This window comes from Rhodococcus sp. C-2 (assembly GCF_027854095.1).
Classification (GTDB): domain Bacteria; phylum Actinomycetota; class Actinomycetes; order Mycobacteriales; family Mycobacteriaceae; genus Rhodococcus_F; species Rhodococcus_F qingshengii.
In genome coordinates, this window is sequence record NZ_JAQGFI010000001.1 from 723634 (window position 1) to 740763 (window position 17130).

Annotated in this window: 17 protein-coding genes; 10 read left to right on the forward strand and 7 right to left on the reverse strand. The window is 61.5% G+C overall.

What is annotated here, in order from left to right; genetic code table 11:
• Positions 1-49 precede the first annotated feature (49 nt).
• Genes PCS43_RS03225 through PCS43_RS03235 form a run of 3 tightly spaced genes read right to left on the reverse strand, consistent with a single transcriptional unit; the run spans position 50 to position 3176 of the window.
• The gene (locus tag PCS43_RS03225) at positions 50-1561 is read right to left on the reverse strand and encodes a cobyric acid synthase (protein ID WP_209911580.1); all 1512 of its coding nucleotides are present in this window, start codon (positions 1559-1561) and stop codon (positions 50-52) included.
• An 8-nt stretch (positions 1562-1569) separates the two neighbouring features.
• Positions 1570-2427, reverse strand: coding sequence for a type I methionyl aminopeptidase (map, locus tag PCS43_RS03230; protein WP_007734970.1), 858 nt, complete (start codon positions 2425-2427; stop codon positions 1570-1572).
• Between the two features lie 29 nt (positions 2428-2456).
• Entirely contained in the window at positions 2457-3176 is a 720-nt protein-coding gene (locus tag PCS43_RS03235) for a transglutaminase domain-containing protein (protein ID WP_065455632.1), read from the reverse strand.
• A 53-nt stretch (positions 3177-3229) separates the two neighbouring features.
• Here PCS43_RS03235 and PCS43_RS03240 point away from each other — a divergent pair, with 53 nt between their 5' ends.
• The 4 genes from PCS43_RS03240 to PCS43_RS03255 all read left to right on the forward strand — a co-directional run bounded on the left by PCS43_RS03240 (position 3230) and on the right by PCS43_RS03255 (position 6014).
• Positions 3230-3580, forward strand: a complete 351-nt coding sequence (locus tag PCS43_RS03240; RefSeq protein ID WP_003942817.1) for a DMT family transporter — start codon at positions 3230-3232, stop codon at positions 3578-3580.
• Positions 3577-3903, forward strand: coding sequence for a DMT family transporter (locus PCS43_RS03245; protein ID WP_003942819.1), 327 nt, complete (start codon positions 3577-3579; stop codon positions 3901-3903). Before PCS43_RS03240 ends, PCS43_RS03245 begins: the two co-directional genes overlap by 4 nt.
• 55 nt (positions 3904-3958) lie before the next feature.
• Complete coding sequence (locus PCS43_RS03250; RefSeq protein WP_030535637.1) at positions 3959-4795, forward strand: helix-turn-helix transcriptional regulator; 837 nt, start codon at positions 3959-3961, stop codon at positions 4793-4795.
• Positions 4796-4937: 142 nt separating this feature from the next.
• Positions 4938-6014: an iron-siderophore ABC transporter substrate-binding protein gene (locus PCS43_RS03255; protein WP_223304443.1), complete on the forward strand. Its 1077-nt coding sequence runs from the start codon at positions 4938-4940 to the stop codon at positions 6012-6014.
• Positions 6015-6031: 17 nt separating this feature from the next.
• Here the strand turns inward: PCS43_RS03255 and PCS43_RS03260 are convergent, their stop codons facing one another.
• Positions 6032-6625, reverse strand: coding sequence for a GNAT family N-acetyltransferase (locus PCS43_RS03260; protein ID WP_050656477.1), 594 nt, complete (start codon positions 6623-6625; stop codon positions 6032-6034).
• A 162-nt stretch (positions 6626-6787) separates the two neighbouring features.
• Between PCS43_RS03260 and PCS43_RS03265 the strand changes: the two genes are divergently transcribed.
• Positions 6788-7186, forward strand: coding sequence for a DUF7144 family membrane protein (locus tag PCS43_RS03265; protein WP_007734954.1), 399 nt, complete (start codon positions 6788-6790; stop codon positions 7184-7186).
• Positions 7187-7261: 75 nt separating this feature from the next.
• Positions 7262-8707 carry a hypothetical protein gene (locus tag PCS43_RS03270; protein WP_081557740.1) on the forward strand — a complete coding sequence of 482 codons (1446 nt, stop codon included), beginning with the start codon at positions 7262-7264 and terminating at the stop codon, positions 8705-8707.
• Here the strand turns inward: PCS43_RS03270 and PCS43_RS03275 are convergent.
• Positions 8685-9062 carry an SHOCT domain-containing protein gene (locus PCS43_RS03275; protein WP_003942794.1) on the reverse strand — a complete coding sequence of 126 codons (378 nt, stop codon included), beginning with the start codon at positions 9060-9062 and terminating at the stop codon, positions 8685-8687. The two genes, PCS43_RS03270 and PCS43_RS03275, sit on opposite strands and share 23 nt — an antisense overlap.
• A 133-nt stretch (positions 9063-9195) precedes the next feature.
• The gene (locus tag PCS43_RS03280) at positions 9196-9447 is read right to left on the reverse strand and encodes a three-helix bundle dimerization domain-containing protein (protein ID WP_007734945.1); all 252 of its coding nucleotides are present in this window, start codon (positions 9445-9447) and stop codon (positions 9196-9198) included.
• Positions 9448-9638: 191 nt separating this feature from the next.
• On the opposite strand from PCS43_RS03280, the gene ppk2 reads away from it, so the two are divergent.
• Genes ppk2 through PCS43_RS03300 form a run of 4 tightly spaced genes read left to right on the forward strand, consistent with a single transcriptional unit; the run spans position 9639 to position 15964 of the window.
• Positions 9639-10469: a polyphosphate kinase 2 gene (gene ppk2 / locus PCS43_RS03285; RefSeq protein WP_228402274.1), complete on the forward strand. Its 831-nt coding sequence runs from the start codon at positions 9639-9641 to the stop codon at positions 10467-10469.
• A gap of 27 nt (positions 10470-10496) precedes the next feature.
• Positions 10497-13238, forward strand: coding sequence for a cation-translocating P-type ATPase (locus PCS43_RS03290; protein WP_209908345.1), 2742 nt, complete (start codon positions 10497-10499; stop codon positions 13236-13238).
• A 17-nt stretch (positions 13239-13255) separates the two neighbouring features.
• Entirely contained in the window at positions 13256-14950 is a 1695-nt protein-coding gene (locus tag PCS43_RS03295; RefSeq protein ID WP_162113629.1) for a SulP family inorganic anion transporter, read from the forward strand.
• A gap of 48 nt (positions 14951-14998) precedes the next feature.
• Positions 14999-15964 carry an endonuclease/exonuclease/phosphatase family protein gene (locus PCS43_RS03300; RefSeq protein ID WP_047271332.1) on the forward strand — a complete coding sequence of 322 codons (966 nt, stop codon included), beginning with the start codon at positions 14999-15001 and terminating at the stop codon, positions 15962-15964.
• A 36-nt stretch (positions 15965-16000) separates the two neighbouring features.
• Here the strand turns inward: PCS43_RS03300 and PCS43_RS03305 are convergent, their stop codons facing one another.
• Positions 16001-16999, reverse strand: a complete 999-nt coding sequence (locus PCS43_RS03305) for an Lrp/AsnC family transcriptional regulator (RefSeq protein ID WP_270922995.1) — start codon at positions 16997-16999, stop codon at positions 16001-16003.
• Positions 17000-17130 lie beyond the last annotated feature (131 nt).

The following is a 17130-nucleotide window of genomic DNA, read 5'->3' on the forward strand; positions in this document are numbered from 1 at the left end:
GAGGCCTGGCTATTCTACCGCGTCCACGTCGACACCCGCAGGAGCGCTCTCAGGCTTCGAGTGCGGAAGCAATGACGGGGAGCCCGATAGGCGCCCCACCGTTGATCAGTTTCTCGAGTAGATCCTGATCGAGGTGCTGCTCGACGAGATCAGCGAGAAGGTCGAGTTGTTGTTCTCGCACCGCGGCAACCGCGGTGTCGGGTGCAGCAACAAAACCGGGAACCGCGAGCTCACGCAGCAGGCTGCGCCGAAAGTCGTCACTTTCCAGGAGACCGTGCCAGTGTGTCCCTCGAACAGGCCCTCGCACACTGCCTTCCGGCATACCGCTCGAGTCCGCCAGCAATGGGTGGTCCCCGTTGCGCACGACGCGTCCGTGATGAATCTCGTACCCGGACACCGAGATACCGTCTGCCGTACCGGTCATCTGCGCCAGCACCTTGTCCGGAGCGAACTCGACATCGAGGTCCAGCAGACCCAGTCCCGCGGTGGTCCCTGATCCTGATTCGACGTCGTCGACGATGGAATTACCCAGCATCTGGTAACCGCCGCAGATTCCCAGGACTGCTTGCCCGCGACCTGCTCGCGCGACGATCTCGTCGGCCAGGCCGGTACTTCGCAACCACTCGAGGTCACTCACGGTGGACTTACTACCGGGGATCACCACGAGGTCCGCGTCGCGAATTCGCGACGGATCGGTCACCCACGAAACTGCCACGCCCGGTTCACATGCCAGTGCCTCGACGTCCGTGGAGTTGGAGATGCGCGGGAGCCGAACCGCAGCAACGGTGAGCCAGGCCGAACCAACGGGTGGGCCCGGGCGCCCTACCGGGGCATTGCCGGTGACGCCAAGCGAATCCTCGGCGTCGAGCCAAAGATCGTCGGCAAACGGGATCACTCCGAGAGTGTGTCGACCGGTGAGGCTGCGCAGTTGTTCCAGTCCGGGTTCCAACAGTGCAACGTCACCGCGGAATTTGTTGATCACAAATCCCGCGATCAATGCCTGGTCGCTCGGCGAGAGCACAGCAACGGTCCCGAACAGATGGGCCAGGACGCCGCCGCGATCGATGTCACCGACGACGACGACCGGAATCCGCGCAGCCTCAGCCAATCCCATGTTGGCAAGATCCGTTGCGCGCAAGTTGATTTCGGCCGGTGAACCGGCGCCTTCACAGATCACGACGTCGAACTCGGATCGAAGCGATTCGAGATCTTCGGCCACGACGGCGCGAAGCCACTGCCGATGCTGCATGTAGTCGCGAGCACCCACTGTGGTCATCGCCTTGCCCCGAACGACCAGTTGCGAAGTGCGGTCACTTCCAGGCTTGAGCAGCACGGGATTGAATCGAACACTCGGCTCCAGACCGCATGCCCGCGCCTGAAGTGCCTGCGCACGGCCGATCTCTCCGCCGTCCAGCGTGACCACGGAGTTGTTCGACATGTTCTGCGCCTTGAACGGCGCCACTCGGACGCCTCGACGCGCCAACATGCGACACAATCCGGCCACCAGAACGCTCTTGCCTGCGTCGGACGTTGTGCCGGCTACCAGCAGAGCGCCGCGCATCTCCGAACTCAAGGCAGGGTGAGAATCTCTGCACCGGTCTCGGTGACCACCAAGGTGTGCTCGAACTGCGCCGTCCACTTACGGTCCTTGGTGACGACGGTCCAGCCGTCCTCCCAGATCTCGTAGTCGATACCACCGAGGTTGATCATCGGTTCGATCGTGAAGACCATGCCCGGTTCGATGATCGTCTCGACCGCGGGCTCGTCGTAGTGCAGGATCACGAGGCCGTTGTGGAAGGTCTCGCCGATTCCGTGTCCGGTGAAGTCCCGGACGACGCCGTACCCGAACCGATGGGCGTAGGACTCGATGACACGTCCGATCACGTTGAGCGCGCGGCCGGGCTTGACGGCTTTGATGGCCCGCATCGTTGCCTCGTGTGTGCGCTCGACGAGCAAGCGGTTCTCTTCGGACACGTCACCGGCGAGGAATGTCGCATTGGTGTCGCCGTGTACCCCGTTGATGTACGCGGTGACGTCGATATTGACGATGTCGCCGTCCTGGATCACAGTCGAGTCGGGGATTCCGTGGCAGATCACCTCATTGAGAGACGTGCAGCACGACTTGGGAAAGCTCTTGTAGCCCAACGTCGACGGGTATGCACCGTGGTCGAGCATGAACTCGTGTGCGATGCGGTCGAGTTCGTCGGTCGTGACACCGGGAGCGACAGCCTTGCCGGCTTCCTGCAGCGCGCCTGCAGCGATCTTGCTGGCGATGCGCATCGCCTCGATCGTTTCCGGCGTCTGAACCCAGGGCTCGTTGCCCTCTTTGGCGGTCGGCTTCCACGCGTACTCGGGCCGCTCGATCTTCGAGGGCACAGCGAGGACGGGAGAGACGGTTCCAGGGACCAATGGGGTACGCACAGACATGCAGAACAGCCTAGACCTCGCGTCGCGCGTCAGCCGGATGTACTCCAGTTCCGGAAAACCGGGTCGACGAGAATTCTGACGGGGGTCGACATCGTCTGTCCGAATTCCTCGAAGAGCACGTCGCGAGATTCGAAGGTGCCCAGATCGCGGTCGACGAATTCGGAGAAGTCCAAGCAATCACACGAAACAGACTTGCCCCAACTGATCGGAGCGCGTCCGATCGCGTCGAACAGTGTCTCCTCGCCGGTATTCGTGAACGGTTCGAGCGCTGAGACCACCGCAGGTGAAACGATCTCGGAGATGTCCTGCCAGCGTCCGTCGACCAGAAATTCCGGCCACGCCAGCAGCACTGACTTCGGAATCACCGCATGTAGACGCCGAAATCTCGGGTACCAGAATTCCCCGCGTAGTACGAGACCGCGTACTCGGGTGGCGATACCTCGGCGGCGAGCCAACGCTTCGACGATAGCCAGTCTCTGACTGCAGGATCCGCGCTCTCGACTCAATGTCACCGAGACGGGTTGCCGGTCGTCGAGGCCGTACACCGGCCGAATATTTGCAACGACGCTGCGATGCGCCGACACCAGGAACTCCTGCGCCGACTGGATCGCACCTTCTGCAATGTCCTCGTAGAGGCGGGCCACGTCGTCGTGGCCCCAGTCGAGGATCGGAGTTGCGGCCACATCGCCACCCGACGCGTCGTGGCGGATGTCACCTTTGCGGATTCCACCGAGCAGTACGCACGTCATGTCTCAACCGTAGTGCGCGACCGGAATCGGTGGAGCCTGACAGAATCCCAACCGTGAAGAAATGGCTGTTGTTGATCACCGCGATCCTCACCGAGGTGTCTGCGACGCTGTCGTTGCGCGCCGCCCTCGATCACCCGGCTTGGTACATCGTGGTCGTCGGCGGATATCTCGCAGCATTCACCGCCTTGTCGTTCGTCCTGCGGGAGGGCATGGGACTCGGTGTTGCATACGGAATCTGGGGCGCAACCGGAGTTGTCCTGACCGCAGTATTCGCAACGGCCCTTTTCGGAGATCCTCTGACGGCCACCATGGGCGTCGGGATTGCACTGGTCATCGGCGGAGTGCTGTGCGTCGAACTCGGCTCCCAGGCTGCCGCCGACAGCGGGCCGGCGGACCCAGCATGACCTTCGTATTTCTGATCGCTGCAATTATTTCCGAGGTCACCGCGACGTTGTCACTACGGATGGCGTCGCAGGACGGCAGCGACAAACGATGGCTCGCGGTTGTCACCGTGGGGTATCTCGCCGCGTTCGCCTTCCTGACCCTCGCGCTCGACGCGGGCCTCACCATCGGCGTCGCCTACGGAATCTGGACCGCATGTGGAGTGGCGTTGACGGCAATCGCATCCCGCATTCTCTTTCGCGAACCGCTGACCAGGCTCATGATGGTCGGGATCGGCCTCATCGCGGCAGGCGTGCTTCTCATCGAACTCGGTGCGAGTCACTGATCGCTGCACACATCAGTGTAAGGTTTACCTAACTTTGCTCTGGAGGTAGTCCACGGTGCTGATCCCTGCCCTTCGTGAAATCGCCGACGGTCCACAGCTGGACGACGATTCCCACTTACGGGAATCCGACCGCCACACTCCGATGGCGCGCGCTGTCCCGGCGCCGTTCCAACTCACGACGTACATCGTCGAGACCGACCACATCACCCGGTGGCCAGAGCACGCTCACGTCGAGCACGAACTGATCTGGTCCGACCGCGGTGTCGTCAACATGATCATCGACAATCAACTCTGGACCGTCACGCCCGGCGTCGGCCTGTGGATCCCCCGCGGGGTCCTCCACGAAGGTCAGGCAAATCCCCACGTCGCATTCCGCGCCACGCTCTTCACCCCCGAGCTGTGGACTCCCGCCTGGAACGAACCGTGCATCGTGACACTGAGTGAGGCAGCCCGGGCACTGCTGATACACCTCGCCCACACCGGAATGCCTGCAGAACAACGCCTTCGGGCACAGCAGGTTTGTGTCGATCTCCTCACCCCGGCATCGGCACCTCACTTCGACGTACCGATCCCCCGAGATCCGCGGCTACGGATGCTCGTCGACAAAGTGCTGTCGGATCCCGCCGACGATCGATCACTCGATCAGTGGGCTCACGTTCTCAATCTCAGCCGACGTACGGTCACCCGGATTTTTGCCGCGGAACTCGCCTTGAGCTTTGCGCAGTGGCGCACTCTGGTTCGTATGAGCACGGCCCTCGGCATGCTCGGAACCGGAATGAGTGTGAACGCCGTCAGCCGCCGTGTCGGTTACGGGACGTCGAGTTCCTTCATCGCCGCTTTTCGCAAGACGGTCGGCTACACCCCCGGCAATGCGCTCGCCGCTGTCAACTGACTCGAGCCTGACCTGTTGTCGACATCGGCTGGCCCCTTCGCTACACGCACGCGCCCTACATTCACTTAGGTAAGCCTGCTCTCACGTGCGTACTGCGCTGAGTCGTGCAAGCACTTCCCTGATCAATCCCGAGGAGTTTCGCGTGTTCAGATCTGCCCGTCAGAGAATTCGTCCCCAGCGGAGGCGACGAATCGTTGTTGCGCTCATGCTGGCGGCGGCACTGCCTCTGACCGCCTGCACACAGTCGTCATCGGACGCCCAGGAAAACAATTCATCGGCATCCGCCGTCGAGGACGGCGCCTATCCCGTGACGATCAAGCACGCTTTCGGCGGGACCACCATCGACAAGGAGCCGACACGGATCCTCACCCTCGATTCCGCAGCGGCAGACACGGTCATCGCCCTGGGTGTCACTCCGATCGCGATGCAGAAGGACTCTTGGGCCGGCGACGCCGACGGGTTCCTGCCGTGGACCCGCGCCGAACTCGAAAAGTCGGGCCAGACGCTGCCCACGCCTGCGCCGTACTACTCCGACAGCGGCGAGCTACTGTTCGAGCAGATTCTCAATGCCGCGCCTGATCTGATTCTTGCCCCGTACTCGGGCTTCTCCGAGCAGGATTACCAGCGCCTGAGCTCGATCGCCCCGACCCTCCCGTACGACACCAAGCCGTATCAGCCCAGCTCGTGGCAAAACCTCGCCACCGATGTCGGCAAGGCACTCGGGCGTCCCGCTCAGACCGCGGCGCTGATCAAGTCGGTTGAGGAATCGGTCCAGGAATCGAAGGCGAGTCATCCCGAATTCAACGGAGTCACTTTCGCCTTCGGTTCCTACATCCGTGAAGGAGAAACCGAAACCGCCATCTACGGTCCGGACGATCCGCGCGTCAAGTTTGTCGAAAACCTCGGGCTCACAGTCGCTCCCGACGTGGTGAACGGCGCCAAGAACTTTGCCGGCGACTCGTTCCTTTTCGGCATCAGTATGGAAAAGCTCGACACGATCGACACCGACGTGTATCTCGGTTGGGCAAGCGATCAGTCGGAAGTCGACAGCACATTGGCCAACACTCTGTTCTCGCGGTGGCCGGTCATCGCCAACGGCAAGGACCTGTGGATCACCGACAATCGCCTGACTGCAGCGACAATGTACGTCAGCCTTCTGAGTGTTCCGTGGGCGACCGACGAACTCGTGCCACAGTTGACCGAACTGGTCGCAAAATAGCAGCCCGCTCGGTCTGATCAAGCAACTGAAGGCCACTCACCGCGAAGTGTCGCGAAAACCACGGTGTCGGTCCACTCGTTCTTGATCCACGCGTTCTGCCGAAAATGTCCCTCTCGCCTCATACCGATCCGCTGCGCGAGTCGCGCCGAGGATTCGTTTCTCGAATCCATTCGCGCGACCACGCGGCGCAATCGGGGTGTCGCGAACGCGAGGTCGATCAGAGCGGTCACTGCTTCCGTCGCGAATCCTCGGCCGCCGAACTCGGGCGAAAATGCCCACCCGAGTTCGGCGGTGTGCTCGACTTCGGCTGTGCAATCAGATTCTTCGACTCGCCAAGCACTCACGCTTCCGACAACCCGGCCCCCGTACTCGACAACAAGTGCCACCGCGCCCGATGCCAGGTCGCGGCGAGACATTCTGGTCTGCACGGCCTCTCGAGCCTCCGCGAGACTCCAGGGTTCGTTGAGCAAATACCGGCATACGTCGCTGCGCCCGTAGAAGGTGAGAAGATCCCGGTGATCGCCTGGGCGGTAGGTACGGAGCACCAGCCGGTCCGTCCGGATCACACCCGGTGCAGGCCTCATCGCCACACCTACGTCCGCCATATCCATGCCGTCACGGTAGGTTCTTTCGAATTCGTAGGCGAATGAATATCGCAATGCTGTGCAGCGCTCAATGTTTGATTTGCCCTCCGACGGGCTACTTCACCACCGTAAAAGGTCGGGACAGGGAAATATGCCAGGCTATTTCGCGCTTGAAATCTAGGGGCGGTCATGTCCGAGGATTCACTGGTAAAGCAGGGTGTGGCAAAAGGAAGCGCGCTGGGCGGAGCCGTTCTCCTCATCACAGTCGGCGTGCTCGAAATCCTCCAAGGCATCTCGGCGATATCGGAGGACGACGTGACAGTCGTCGGCCCGGAATACACGTACCAATTCGACCTCACTTCGTGGGGATGGATCCACCTCGTACTCGGTGTGCTCGTCACCGCTGTCGGAATCATGCTCTTCACCGGCGCGACGTGGGCACGGGTAGGCGCGATAGTCATCTGTTCTCTGTCGATCCTCGCGAATTTCCTGTGGCTACCCCACTCGCCGTGGTGGTCGATCATCATCATCGCGCTCGACGTATTCGTCATCTGGGCCGTCGCGACCTGGAATCCCGAGGTCATCTGAGGTCACCCGCCGAATCATCTTCGCAGTTCAGCATTTCAACTGTGCGCCAGTAGTTTCCGTCCCGGGAGGACCATCATGGCAAACGGCACGAGCGACGGACCACTCCAGGAGGACGAACGTGCCGAACTAGCCCGGTTGCGCGAAGAGGTAGCAACACTTCGCGAGCAGACTCCCAGCGCCCGCGAAACGACCGTCGAGAAAGTCTCCCGACCACCTCGACATGGGCTGCGGTGGACCGCGGTGACAATCCTGCTGGTGCTGGTCGCACTGCTCGCAGTCTTGTCGGTAACCACCCGCTTCGTACGTAGTCAGATCCTCGACACGGACCGCTACGTCAGCACGGTAGCGCCACTGGGTGAGAATCCAGCCGTGCAAGCGGAGATCACGAATCAAGTCACGGACGAGATCTTCGATCGCGTCGACGTCGAAGGGCTCACCACCGAGGCACTCACAGCATTGACGGACGTGTCGAATCTCGAAGCCAACGCCCCTCGCGTGGACCAGGCGTTGGTGGGTTTGGCACCGGTGATCGCCGGCCAGGCGAAGAGTTTCGTCCACGACACAGTGGCCTCGCTCGTTCGGACGCAGCAGTTCGAAGACCTTTGGATTCAGGCGAACCGAGCGGCGCACAACTCCCTCGTCGCCGTCATGACCGGAAACTACGGACCCGACTCGGTCGAGGTCGACCAGAGCGGAACGGTCAGCATTTCACTGAGCACGATCATCGACCGGGTGAAAACGGCGCTGACCGACCGCGGCTTCGCTTTCGCAGACAAAATCCCGTCCGTGGACAAGGAGTTTGTTCTCTTCCAGTCCCCCGAGCTGGTGAAGGCGCAGCGAGCCGTCTCGGCACTCGACAAGGTCTCGGCGGTGCTGCCGTGGTTGGGAATCGCTTGCGCAGCAGCCGCTGTCGCCGTTGCGCCAACCGGTCGCAGGCTTCGTACGCTGTCCCTGGTCGGTCTGTCGATTGCGTTGGGAATGCTTGTTCTTGCGATCGGAATTCTGATCGGACGTGCAATCTACCTCGACAGTGTCCCTACCGATATCCTCTCGCCAGACGCCGCCACCGCTGTCATCGACACAGTTCTGGTTCCGCTTCGGACGAGCCTTCGCGCGGTTGCGCTCCTCGGTGTGGTGGTGGGGCTCGGCGCCTACCTGATCGGTGGGTCGTCGTCGGCGATCGCCGTTCGTCGAGGCTACGGGCAGGCGTTGGACTTCGTCCGGCATTCTGCAAGCGGCCGAACGCCGAATCAGGTGGAGCGGTGGGCCAATCAGCTTCGTATCCCACTGCGCTGTGCCATCATCGGCATCGCCGCACTGTTGCTGCTCTTCTGGCGCTACCCCACCGGATTGGTCGTTGGTTGGATCGTCGTCATTGCGCTCGTTGCTCTCGTCGCACTGGAAGTATTGGTTCGTCCCGCACGCGCCGCCGCGCAGGACGCCGCGCCTGACGACGGCGGAACCGACGACGCCAGGCCCGGGGCAGAAGATACGAAAACTACGCCAGCGCCTTTGCCTTGATGGCCTGGAATTCCTCTTCGTTGATCGCGCCTGAGTCGAGAAGCTCTCTGGCGTCGGCGATCTGCTGAGTCGGCGATTTCCCGGCGACCTTTCGAATGTAATCACTCTGCGCGTGTATGTGCTGTTGAGCGGCTTCCATCGACCGCCTCGTCATTCCGTCATTCTTGACGACCACGTAGATCATCGCGGACAGGAATGGAATGACGAAGAGGAATATCATCCACAACGCCTTGGCCCAGCCTGAAGTCTCGTGATCACGGAACAAGTCGGTGATGATCGAGAACAACACGCTCAAGTACGCCACAAAGGCAAAGCAGACGAAGATGAACCAGAAGAATTCCCAGAAGCCTTCCATGTCAACGCTCCCTGTACTCGGTTTTACACATCAGGAGTTCGGGAGGCTGACGTTCCGCGCCTGAGCTCCTGCATTCGGCCAGAACTCCCTGGTCCAAGGTCATTTCAGTATGCGCCGACGATCCCCGTTCCGGCTACAGCTCGAGAGAGTTCAGACTCGCCGACCGCTCATCCATTATCGGAATCACGATTCTCCGATCCGAGATCTCTTGTCTGGCCGCCTTTTCGACCAGAAGAGGCACGAAGTCGCGGATCCGACATCCCGCAAAACGCTGGTGAATTGTTCGCACTCTGTTTTCGATCTCCGGTGGAGGAACGGCGGGATAGCGGGAAATCAGGCGAGTGATCACCCGCTCGACGTGGAGCAACTCTTCGTCGCCAGTCATCCATTAATGGTCGTCCGTCCAGCCGAGCACGTCAAGACTCGGAAAGGGTTCGAAAACAACACGATTCGGGTCTCGATTGCGAAGAGAATAGGTTCACCGAATATGGGGCATACACATAAGGGCGGACGGTTCCCCGCGCGCTCGCGTTGCGCTCATGATGCCAGGGAGTGGAAGTGGGAAAGAACGCTCGGATTCTTCACGACGACACCCCGTCGACCCTTACCGACGACGCGCCGCCCGTGGCAGAAAAGCCGATGAAGAACAAGGTGTACCGCCGCAAACTCAAGCCGTTGCACGGCGAACTCGTGGCTTTGCAGGAGTGGGTCAAATCGTCTGGAGCCAAGGTCTGCATCGTATTCGAAGGTCGAGATACCGCGGGGAAGGGCGGTGTCATCAAAGCCATCACCGAGCGAGTGAGTCCGCGAGTGTTCCGGGTCGTTGCGTTACCCGCCCCGACCGAGCGAGAGCATTCGCAGATGTACGTCCAGCGCTACGTCCCGCATCTTCCGGCTGCCGGTGAGATCGTCATCTTCGACCGAAGTTGGTACAACCGTGCCGGTGTAGAACGAGTAATGGGCTTTTGCACCGAAGAACAAGCACATCAATTTCTCCAGCTCATTCCGACCGTCGAACGCGCGATCGTCGAATCGGGAGTCATTCTGCTCAAGTACTGGCTCGAGGTCAGCGAAGAACAGCAGCTCTTACGTCTGCAGAGCCGGATCGACGACCCTCGAAAGATCTGGAAGCTGTCGAATCTCGATCTGAAGTCGTTCAGTCATTGGTACGACTACTCGCGTGCCCGCGACGAGATGTTTCGCTTCACCGACACCGGCTGGGCGCCATGGTATGTCGCAAACAACAATGACAAGAAACGCGGACGACTCAACATCATCAGCCACATTCTGAGTCAGATCCCCTACGAGCCCGTGCAATCCACGGACATCACCCTGCCGAAACGGCAGAAGGCTCACGGCTACCAGACGCCCAAACAACCGCTGCACTGGATTCCGACCCGGTATTGACGATCGCCAAGGAAAGGATGTGCGGTCATGAGCCCCACGCCGTGGCATGCGCAGAGTGGCGAATCAGTCGTGTCCGTACTGCAGTCGGACCCGGAGCGCGGACTGCAGTCGGATGAGGCCGACCAACGGCGACGACGCTACGGGTCGAACGAAATCACCTCGACGCCACCGCCGTCGACGTGGTCGATCGCGCTGTTGCAGCTGAAAGATCCGATGAACTTGATGCTCGTCGCCGTGGCCGCGGTCAGCATCGCCATCGGTGAAGTGCCGACAGCAATCGTGGTGGCGGTGCTCGTCGTGCTCAACATCGTCCTCGGAACTCGACAGGAGTTGAAGGCACGGGCCAGCGTCGACGCCCTCGCCAAGATGCAGACGCCCCAAGCACGGGTCATTCGTGACGGGAACCTGATTCAACTCGACGCTACCGAACTGGTGCCGGGTGACATCGTCCAAGTCGAGGCAGGAGACATCATCGCTGCCGACGGACGGTTGCTCGCCACCACCACCCTGGAGACGCAGGAAGCCGCATTGACCGGGGAAAGCGCGCCGATACCGAAGGACCCGAATACGCTGAACAACGCGGATATTCCGCTCGGAGACCGCAGCAATCTGGTCTTCCAGAACACCTCGGTCACCCGCGGCACGGCGACCATGGTGGTCACCGAGACCGGGATGCAGACGCAGATAGGCCAGATCGCGTCGATGTTGTCGGCGGTCGCCCCTGGCAAGTCGCCACTTCAACGTGAATTGGACTCTCTCACCAAACTTCTCGGAATCATCGCGTGGACGGCAGTGATCGTCATCGTCGTCATCGGGCTCCTTCGTGGGCAGGACCTGACTACGCTTCTGCTCCTTGGTATCGCAATGGGAGTGTCCGCGATTCCGACCGGCCTGCCAACATTCGTCCAGGCGATGCTGGCCTACGGTGCCCGTCAACTGGCCGACGCCAAGGCCGTCGTGAAGAACCTGACCGACGTCGAAACACTCGGCGCGACCAGTGCAATCAACTCGGACAAGACCGGCACGCTGACCATGAACCAGATGACCGTCCGATCGCTGTACGTCCACGGCCGTTGGTACACGGTCGACGGCGAAGGCTACGCCAAAGCGGGAAGGATCACGCAGGTTGCCGGCGAGGCACCACCCGACTTCACCCTTCTCGCATACGGACTGTGTCTCGACAGCGATGCAACGGTTTCCGATTCCGGGGAAGTTGTCGGCGACCCGACCGAGGCCGCGCTCGTGGTGCTCGCGGCAAAGATCGGTGCCGACGCCCCACTCACCAGACGGACCTACCCGCGGGTGGCGACGGTTCCGTTCGATTCCGCGTACAAGTTCATGGCCACGTACCACCACCTCGAAGTCGACGGCGTAAGTCAGTTCGTCGGATTGGTCAAAGGCGGACCCGATGTCGTCCTCACTCGGTGTTCTTCGGCCTTTCTCCCCGGCCGTCGGCAGGTCCCGATCGAGGAAGTCCGAGACGAACTCACGGCAGCAAATCAGTCCATGTCCGAAAAGGGTCTTCGGGTGCTGGCATTCGCGGTCAGACGCCTCGACGGACGGGAAGACGCTGTCGTGGCCGACCCCATGTCCTTTGTCGAGGACCTGACGTTTGTCGGTATGGCAGGCATCATCGACCCGCTGCGTCCGGAGGCGGTCGATTCGGTGCGAACCGCACACCGGGCCGGCATCGAGGTCCGCATGATCACCGGCGACCATGCCATCACCGCCGCAGCGATCGGTGCCGAACTCGGACTCGGCCCGGGCTCGGTGGGCGGCGGCGAGTTGCAAGCGATGACCGATGAAGAACTGTCGACCGCGTTGCCGAACCTGCACGTGTTCGGCCGCGTCACTCCGCAGGACAAACTTCGCTTGGTCGATGTCATGCAGAGCGGTGGCGCCGTCGTCGCGATGACCGGAGACGCGGTCAACGACGCCGCCGCGTTGAAGAAGGCAGACATCGGCGTCGCCATGGGCTCGGGCAGTGAGGTGACCAAACAGGCGGGCAAGATGGTGCTCACCGACGACAACTTCGGTACCCTCATCACCGCGATCACTTTGGGCCGCAACATCTACGGAAAAATCGTCTCATACATCCGGTACCAGATGTCGAAACTCTTCTCCTTGGTTCTCCTCTTCCTCGCTGCGAGCATCTTCAACATCAACGAGGGTGTGGCACTGACGCCACTGATGGTGCTGTTCCAGCACTTCTTCATCACACTGTTCCCCGTCGCCGTGATCATGCTCGACCCGCCGCCACCGGATCTGATGAACAAGCCTCCGCGCGATCCCAAGATGCCGATCGCACATCGAAGCGCAGTCGCTCAGTGGCTCGCGTACGGTGTCCTGCAATTTGCCGTGACACTCGCGGCGATGCTTCTCGCACCCGGTGAAATGAGTACTTCCGAGGCGAATGTTCCCATGACCACAGCATTCGTAGTGCTCTCTCTCGGTTCGATTCTCGCGGGGCTGACTATGCGGCGTGATCCCGAGTCCGGCGTGGTTCCACCGGTGCTCGGTGCCATCAAGATCTTGACGATCCCCACGGTCGTGACCGTATTCGCCGTCGAGGCGGGCGTCCTCCAGGACCTCCTCATGACAACCTCACTGACCGGCGCCCAGTGGCTCGCCTGCCTGGGTTGGTCGCTGATCATCCCGGTTGTCGTCGAGTTGGACAAGGCAATTCGACGCCGCCGCCTCGCACAGGCACCTGCGCCCCTCCCTGCGACCACCGCGGTTGCCTCCGAGCGCGCCCGTTCGCTCCACTGAGGGAGGACAATCAAACGATGATGTGGGCGGAGAGTCTAGGTCGGCTACCGGGCGTCGCGACTGCCCGTGGGTATCGCCGCGAGTGGTTGCGAACAGACGTCACTGCCGGACTCGTCTTGACTGCCCTGCTCATCCCGGCAGGCATGGGCTACGCCGAGGCCGCCGGGTTGCCTGCGTACGCCGGGCTGTACGCCACCATCGTGCCTTTGCTCGCGTACGCGGTAGTCGGGCCCTCGAAAATCCTTGTACTCGGACCTGATTCGTCACTGGCGCCGCTGATTGCCGCCGCGGTCATACCGCTGGCAGTGGTCGGCGATTCGGAGAATGCGCTTGCACTAGCCGGTGTTCTCGCCATTCTTGTCGGACTCATCCTCGTGATCGGCGGATTCCTTCGTCTCGGCTTCGTGACCGAACTCCTCTCGAAACCGATCCGTCTCGGCTACCTCAATGCCATTGCACTCGTCGTCGTAGTTGGTCAGATTCCCAAGCTGCTCGGATTCTCCGTCGACGCGTCCGGTCTACTCGGTGAAATCGGCGGGATCTCAAAGGCCCTGGTGGGTGGCGACGTCGACCCCCTCGCTGCCGCCATCGGTGTCGGTTCGCTAGTCGTCATAGTCGCCTTCCGGCTCTGGGTACCTGTTGTTCCCGGCGTTCTGGTGGCCGTTGTCGCGGCCATAGTCTTGTCCGCTGCCGCCGGTCTCACCGATGACATCGGCATGGTCGGCGCACTGCCGGAAGGACTCCCCATCCCTTCCGTCGGTGGAGTCACGTGGCAGGACGTCGGCCATCTGATCGGGCCCGCCGCCGGTATCGCATTGATTGCCTTCGCCGACACCGGCGTTCTCTCGCGCACCTTCGCCGCCCGCCACGGCGAGGACGTGAACGGCAGTACCGAAATGAAGGCGATCGGTGTCGCGAACGTGGCCGGCGGGCTGTTCGGCGGGTTCCCGATCTCGGCGAGCGGGTCACGAACTCCGGTAGCCGAACAGAGTGGGGCGCACACACAATTGGCCGGCGTCGTCGGGGCGCTCGCGGTCCTGGTGTTCGTCCTCGTCGCTCCCGGACTCACGGCATATCTGCCCGATGCAACACTGGCCGCCGTCGTCATCGTCGCCGCGTGTGCACTGATCGACGTGGGCGGCATGGTCCGCATGTGGCGCATGAGCACCGTGGAATTCGGCCTCGCCGTCGCGGCGTTTCTGGGCGTCGCCCTGGTCGGTGTGCTACAAGGCATCCTTGTTGCGATCGGACTGTCCTTCGCAGCGGTCATCGCGCAGGTATGGCAGCCACATCGAACCGAACTCGTCGAGACGGGCGAACCCGCCGGATTCCACGACATCGAACGCCATCCAGATGGGCATCGCATCGCCGGCCTGGTGTTGGTGAGGTTTGACGCGCCACTGTTTTTCGCGAACGGCGAGATCTTCGACGAGTACGTTCGCTCCGTCGTCGCCAAGGCGCCAGATCCGGTCGACTGGGTGGTTATAGCCGCCGAACCGATCACCGGACTCGACACAACGGCAGTCGACGAACTCGTCGATCTGGATACATTCCTCGAAGGCAAAGGAATTCGGTTGGCATTCGCAGAGATGAAAGGTCCGATCAAGGATCGACTCATCCGATTCGGAGTCGGGGATCGATTCGATTCGACGCACTTCTACCCGACCGTCGAAGCCGCCGTGAACGCATTCCGCACCCGAACCGACGACTGACAAACGCCAGGCAGTCGGGAGCCGTGGCTGCATTGGGTACCGTTTGGTATGGGATTCACGACGGACAATGTTCCGGCACGCCGTATCGCTCAGGTCGCCGGCGTGGGCGGTATCGCCGTCGGCGTTGTCTCGCTGATCGCGTTGTACTCCACCAAGCCGATCAACCCGTTGATCGCCGTGGCCTCCTTCGTCCCGATACTGCTTACGGTCACACTCGCAGCGTCCCTGATATGCCTGGTCTTTCGCCGCTGGATCCTGCTGGCGATCTCGGTGGTACTGATTGCGGTGGGCGCGTCGGTGATCAGTCCACTGTATGTGGCAAACAGTTCCGAAATCGACGGGCCGACTCTGCGCGTAATGCAAGCAAACCTTCTCTTCGGGCAGGCAGATCCCGCCAGTTTGACTGCGACGGTGCGCGAGAAGGCAGTCGACGTCCTGACGGTTCAGGAACTGACCACATCACTCGAAGGCTCTCTCAGAGATCAAGGACTCGAGCAACTGCTGCCGCATCACTACTTGGTACCGGACGAGGCCGGCGGGGGTGGCGCCGGTATTTACAGCCGTTATCCGCTGACGGAAACTCGGGAATTGAACGGATTCGGACCGACCAATCTTGTTGCCGAAGTGGGCTTCTCGACCCCGTTCACCCTTCTGGCGGTTCACCCCGGACCGGCGTACGTGACCCCGCCCGACGTGTGGACTGCCGAGCTGAGCACTTTGCGAAACGCGCTCGACGCTGCTGCCGCCGAGGAAACCGTCATCGTCAGTGGCGACTTCAACACCACATTCACGCACAAGCAATTCCGTGACCTCCTCGATGTCGGCTACTCCGATGCCGCAGACCAATTGGGAGTAGGCATCGTGCGCACCTATCCGGCGGACAAGAAATTTCCCGCGATCGTCGGCATCGACCATGTACTTCTGCGGGGCGGACAGGCGAAGTCACTCGACCGGATCGAGATCGAAGGTTCCGATCACTTCGGCTTGATCGTCGACGTGGCGATCCCCAACTAGTCGGAGAGCACCCGACCCGAGCGAACGCGTTGCGGATCACCCGTGCTTCGGCATGCTTCGACCCGACACATCGATCGTCCGATGCAGGTGATGCGGCGTACGCAGGACGATCGACCGGTCCACCACGGATACGCCCGGAAACTGGTCGGCGAGATAACCTTCCAGACGCTGCACGTCGTCGATCGAGCGCAGCCACACCGCCAATGCGATGTCGTAGCTGCCGATCGTAGAAGCAACAAGCCTCGCCTCACGCAGGTGCGAAAGGCGCTGAGCAATTGCCTCCTTTCGCCCGTCGAGACGTAAGAAGTACCAGGCGTAGACCGGCCAGCCGGAGTAGGGCCGAGCAATCTCCGTGCGGACGACCAGTCGCCCCGTCGACAGCTCGTGAGATAGGAGCGCCCCAGCGCGAGCCGGCGTGACTCCGAGGGCCGCAGCGAGTGCCGAGACGGTGACACGTGGTTCGCGAGAAAGAATGTCGAACAGCTGCGACTGTTCCTCTTCGCCGGCGCGTACACCACGAATCTTTCCCGCCGGGGCCGACTCGAGCGCGGCAATTTCATCCGCATCGAGAGCACGTAGACGCCAGTTCCTCGCGTCGGAGTTCGCCGAGGACACGATCTGAGTTCGCATCGCGGTGATCATCGGCAGGGATTGTGTTCGCTCCAACACGTACCTGGACAATTGATCGAGGTCAGTGCAGGTGAGCGTGACGAGCAGATCCCGATTGCCGGTTGTGAGATCGACTGTGAGAACTTCGGGATCGTGCGCGATCTGTTCGGCAACGCTCATGGTCTGTGCCGGTGCGCATTCGATCTCGAGAAGTGCGGTCGCCGACACGATGGGTCCACCACGGTACGCAGCGATCCACGCTATGCCTTGCGAGTGCAGACGCTCCCAACGCCTGGTCAGGGTGACCGGGTCGGAACCGATCGCGCGTGAAAGCTCGGACCACGACGCTCGCGGCCTGATCTGCAGTGCGTTCAACAGCCGAAGATCGTCGTCCTTGAGCATCTGATCCTGCACCGAGGACCTCACTTTCAAAAGAATGCTGCACCGAAACAGGATCGAAACGCGTCGATCCTAACTTCATCACATCAATAGTCCACCAAATCCTGAGCCTCGAGAACCCTTACTTCTTGCGTTCGTTCGCCCCCTCGAGAAAGACA